Origin of the sequence: Glaciecola sp. 33A (assembly GCF_002836745.1) — a bacterium.
Taxonomy (GTDB): Bacteria; Pseudomonadota; Gammaproteobacteria; order Enterobacterales; family Alteromonadaceae; genus Glaciecola.
Genome location: NZ_PJAR01000005.1, coordinates 1 through 4,148 on the forward strand (window position 1 = coordinate 1; position 4,148 = coordinate 4,148).

4 protein-coding genes and 4 tRNA genes are annotated in these 4,148 nt (G+C 39.3%); 1 reads left to right on the plus strand and 7 read right to left on the minus strand.

The features are described from left to right. Positions 1-91: 91 nt before the first annotated feature. The 7 genes from CXF81_RS00245 to murB form a co-directional block, all read right to left on the minus strand. Positions 92-167 (minus strand) — tRNA-Thr (locus tag CXF81_RS00245). Between the two features lie 8 nt (positions 168-175). After that, a tRNA-Gly gene (locus CXF81_RS00250) sits at positions 176-250 on the minus strand. A gap of 33 nt (positions 251-283) precedes the next feature. Then, a tRNA-Tyr gene (locus CXF81_RS00255) sits at positions 284-368 on the minus strand. Between the two features lie 8 nt (positions 369-376). Further along, a tRNA-Thr gene (locus tag CXF81_RS00260) sits at positions 377-452 on the minus strand. Positions 453-578: 126 nt separating this feature from the next. After that, on the minus strand, positions 579-1,304 hold the full coding sequence (locus CXF81_RS00265) for a type III pantothenate kinase (RefSeq protein WP_101179091.1): 726 nt from the start codon (positions 1,302-1,304) through the stop codon (positions 579-581). Continuing rightward, positions 1,288-2,262 (minus strand): bifunctional biotin--[acetyl-CoA-carboxylase] ligase/biotin operon repressor BirA, encoded by a 975-nt coding sequence (gene birA / locus CXF81_RS00270; RefSeq protein ID WP_101179093.1) that lies wholly within the window; start codon positions 2,260-2,262, stop codon positions 1,288-1,290. Before birA ends, CXF81_RS00265 begins: the two co-directional genes overlap by 17 nt. Continuing rightward, positions 2,259-3,257, minus strand: a complete 999-nt coding sequence (gene murB, locus CXF81_RS00275; protein WP_369828597.1) for a UDP-N-acetylmuramate dehydrogenase — start codon at positions 3,255-3,257, stop codon at positions 2,259-2,261. Before murB ends, birA begins: the two co-directional genes overlap by 4 nt. A gap of 213 nt (positions 3,258-3,470) precedes the next feature. Here murB and CXF81_RS00280 point away from each other — a divergent pair, with 213 nt between their 5' ends. Further along, positions 3,471-3,947, plus strand: coding sequence for a DUF3010 family protein (locus CXF81_RS00280; RefSeq protein ID WP_101179097.1), 477 nt, complete (start codon positions 3,471-3,473; stop codon positions 3,945-3,947). The last annotated feature ends 201 nt before the right edge of the window (positions 3,948-4,148 follow it).

Here is a 4,148-nt window from a genome sequence, read left to right on the forward strand (position 1 = left end):
GCGTTCAAACTTTTGCTTTGCCATTTTAGATATTCCCAGCAACGTATTAAAAATTAAATTTTCAATGAAATAAGAAAAGAATGTTAGAAAGTGGTGCTGATAGGCAGATTCGAACTGCCGACCTCACCCTTACCAAGGGTGCGCTCTACCAACTGAGCCATATCAGCAACGTTAATGGAGCGGGCAGCGGGAATCGAACCCGCATCATCAGCTTGGAAGGCTGAGGTAATAGCCTTTATACGATGCCCGCATTCCTAATTCTCGTCCCCACTTCATGAGAAAGTGGTGGAGGGGGCAGGATTCGAACCTGCGAAGGCTGAGCCGGCAGATTTACAGTCTGCTCCCGTTGACCGCTTGGGTACCCCTCCGAGATTGATGGTGCCGACTACCGGAGTCGAACTGGTGACCTACTGATTACAAGTCAGTTGCTCTACCAACTGAGCTAAGTCGGCACTGCATCAAGTGGTGCGCATAGTAAAGAAATGATCGGCATGTGGCAATAGCTAATTGTGAAAAAGATGCATTTTTTTGTACTTTTTCTAGATCTGTCTTTTTTTACTGCAATTTATTGACGTTTTTTAATCAACAAACAAGGTTAAGCCTTCTAAAACCAGATTTTCATGCTCAATAATGTTTTGCATGTTAAGGCTCGAAAACAAATTTCTATCACCCCCCGTTAAAAATATTTCAAATTTATCGACATTTTTCTTCATTTCTTGGTCAGCCATCAATAAAGTACCTAAAATTTGAGCTTTACAACCATTATCAACACAACGTGGTGTGTCGTTACCAAAGCTGGTTAAACTCAAATTTTTGTTATCGGAAAAAACCCGATGTGTATTTTTAAATAGACTTTGTTTTAGCAATGCAGCGCCAGGAACTATCCAGCCGCCTAAGTGATGTCCATTTTTAACCGCATCAATTGTCATTGCTGTGCCTACATCGACGACTAAAAATGTTTTACTCGAGCTTTTTTGCATACAGGCCAACATTGCGAGCCAACGGTCTACACCCATATTTGATGGTATTGAATAAGAGTTTATTAGTCCAAAGGCACTGGATTGAGTTTTGGCGATAAACAGCGGAATATCATTAGTGTCACAAACATCTTGAATATAACTAGTTATTTCATCTTTACCGACATTTGAGAGATAGACGCTTTTAGCAACGGTGATAAGCGTGGTGAGTTCTTGAACATCGCTATGACGAGAAATTAAACCAATAGAAACACTTTCAGGTCCATATAACGCTGATTTTATGCTGGTATTCCCAACATCAATGAGTAATTTATGCTCTTTTAACACTTATTTCCCCACCATGGTGCGGCGTTATTTTACCTGCATTTTCTAAAAGCAGCGCTCCACCTTCATTTATACCTTTGCTAAGTCCGTGAATTCGGTTGCTGCCAGACTCTAAATAAACGTATTCGTTGTAAAAGAGATCTGCTTCTTTCCACTCCGATAAAAAGGGGCTTAAACCCTCGACTTCAAATTCCTCAAGCATATTAGTTAAGGTAACAATAATGAGTGCGGCTAATTCATTCCTATCAACGGGTTCTTGCGTAATGCTGGTTACATCAATAAAAGGTTGGTCGATGCCGTCTATCGAGTTAGGTAAGTCTATATTGATACCAATGCCGATAACAGCACTCGCATCTGAGCCTACTTGTCCTTCGACTTCAACCAATATTCCAGCCAATTTTTTAAGATTGTAATAAACGTCGTTGGGCCACTTTAACTTACAATCACGAACGCCAATTTTTTTTAAGGAACGGTTAATTGCAATTCCTACTAATAGAGATACGCCAGCCATTGACTGATAGCCGCCCTTGAATGTCCACGCCATTGACATATAGATGCTCGAACCAAAAGGCGACACCCATGTTTTACCGCGTCTTCCGCGACCATGGGTTTGTGCTTCAGCAAGACAAACAAATCCCTGAGGTAATTCGTGCAAGCGCTCTTTGATGTACGTATTGGTTGAACCAATCACGCTTATTACTTTGATTGTGTTTTTTTGTTTTTGACCCATAAGATGTAGTATCTTCGTTTGATCCAATAATTGGAGTGGCGTTGATAGACGATAACCTCTGCCTTTGACGCTGAAAACATCTAAACCTATGCCGGTTAAATACTTGATATGATTCGCCACGGCACTGCGACTAATGCCGACAAGTTCACCTAACAACTCACCAGAATTAAACTCCCCGTTAGCAAGTCGCTGTATAAGTAGAGAACGGGTTTGAGCTGCTTTCTTTCTCATAAATCTATCACTCCGTTCTTACCTACCAATCGAACTTCATTTTCTAATTCAATATTGAACGCGTTGCTCACGTCCTGTTTAATTTGTCTCGCTAGCATGAGTAAACCCCTTCCATTGCCGCTGCCAATATTGACAAGTACTAACGGTTGTCTCTCATGACATTTTACCCCTAAGTACATTTTTCCTTTAAACCCAAGTTGATCAATTAACCAAGCAGCTGGGATCTTAACGCTTGTGTGAGAAACCTTATAATGCGGGACACTCGTGTAGCGCATCTTTATCTCGTTTAATACCTTATTTGTAACCACTGGGTTTTTAAAAAAACTACCGGCGTTACCCAAGACCTTTGGGTTAGGCAGTTTCTCTGTTCTTACCTCAATCACTTTATTAAATATATCAATTGGCGTCGGTTCAACTAATTGATTGAGCGGTGCATAACTGTGTTCCACTCTATTATTTTTTGGCAATATGAAATTGACCTTTGTAATGACCGCTTTATTAAAAAGTTGGTGTTTAAAGATGCTATCACGATAAACAAAATGACAGTCTTGATGGTTTAATATGTGAAAGGAATTTAAATGTATATCGTAATATTCAACACTGGCTATAAATTTTTCGATTTCAACACCATAAGCACCGATATTTTGAATAGGTGCTCCACCTACAGTACCTGGTATTAATGCAAGATTCTCAAAGCCATATGCACCAATAGATAATGTATATTCAACCAAGTCGTGCCATGACTCGCCTGAGCCGACTGATAAACCGACCTCGTTCTCATTTTCATGTACTTGGATCCCTTTCAACTTATTAAGTACAATAGTGCCTGCAAAGTCTTCAAGGAAGATACTATTGCTTCCCTCACCTAACAAATAAAATTGTTTCGTTTTCAGACCTTGAAAAACGGAAACCAAATCATCCTTAGTATGGACCTCAACTAAGTGTTGCGCCAATGTGTCAAAACCAAAAGTATGCAGATTTTTTAAAGGAACCACTGTCAATGTCTATCCTTGTTGTCAAGTATATGCGTGTTTAAACTAGCGTAAATAGTATAATACCAACTTTTATTGTTGAGGCTTGGTTTTTTAAGGCTAAACGACAAAGGTAATTTCGTGTTAACTATTAGTCTTAACTAACTGGTTGAATTTGGTGGTGGAAGTTGTCATTTAATGAGTTACAATAAGGACATCAAAAATAGAGAGTGTATTATGAAAATTTGTGGTGTTGAATTAAAGGGTTCTGAGGCAATAATTTGCTTACTATCGTTTAAAGACGGCTTATTTAACTTACCCGACTGTCGAGTAAGAAAAATTGAATTTAACAAACGCAACGCTACTGGTGACATCCGTTATTTTCAATCTACATTTAGTAAATTGATGGCAGACTATACTATAAGCGCTGTAGTGATAAAAGAAAGACCATTGAAAGGCAAGTTTGCCGGCGGTGCGTTAGGGTTCAAAATGGAATCTGCTATACAACTTATCGATGGCCTAGATGTTGAGACCATGTCTCCACAAATTTTTAAAGAATCAATTAAGCGCAATCCTGTTGTTGTGCCTTTTACAGAAACTGGATTAAAAGCGTTTCAGGAAAACGCATTCACAGTTGCATACGCACAGCATATGAACATTCAACATCCGCCTCCGCCTCCCGAGGTTGTTCCTGCACTTGAACCTCTAAAATAGCGTTATAGACATATTAGGTCAGTATCGCTGGCCTAACGTTTAATTTTATCAATAGCAAATTCAAAGAATCCACATCAATTCATTTTTGCAGCCACGCTTATTAGGCGATCAATTCAGCCTTATGTTATTCATCATCTGATGTTATCCGCAATAACCTACTCAGAGTCACTACAAAGTCAGACATCAACGTTGTTTACCAAC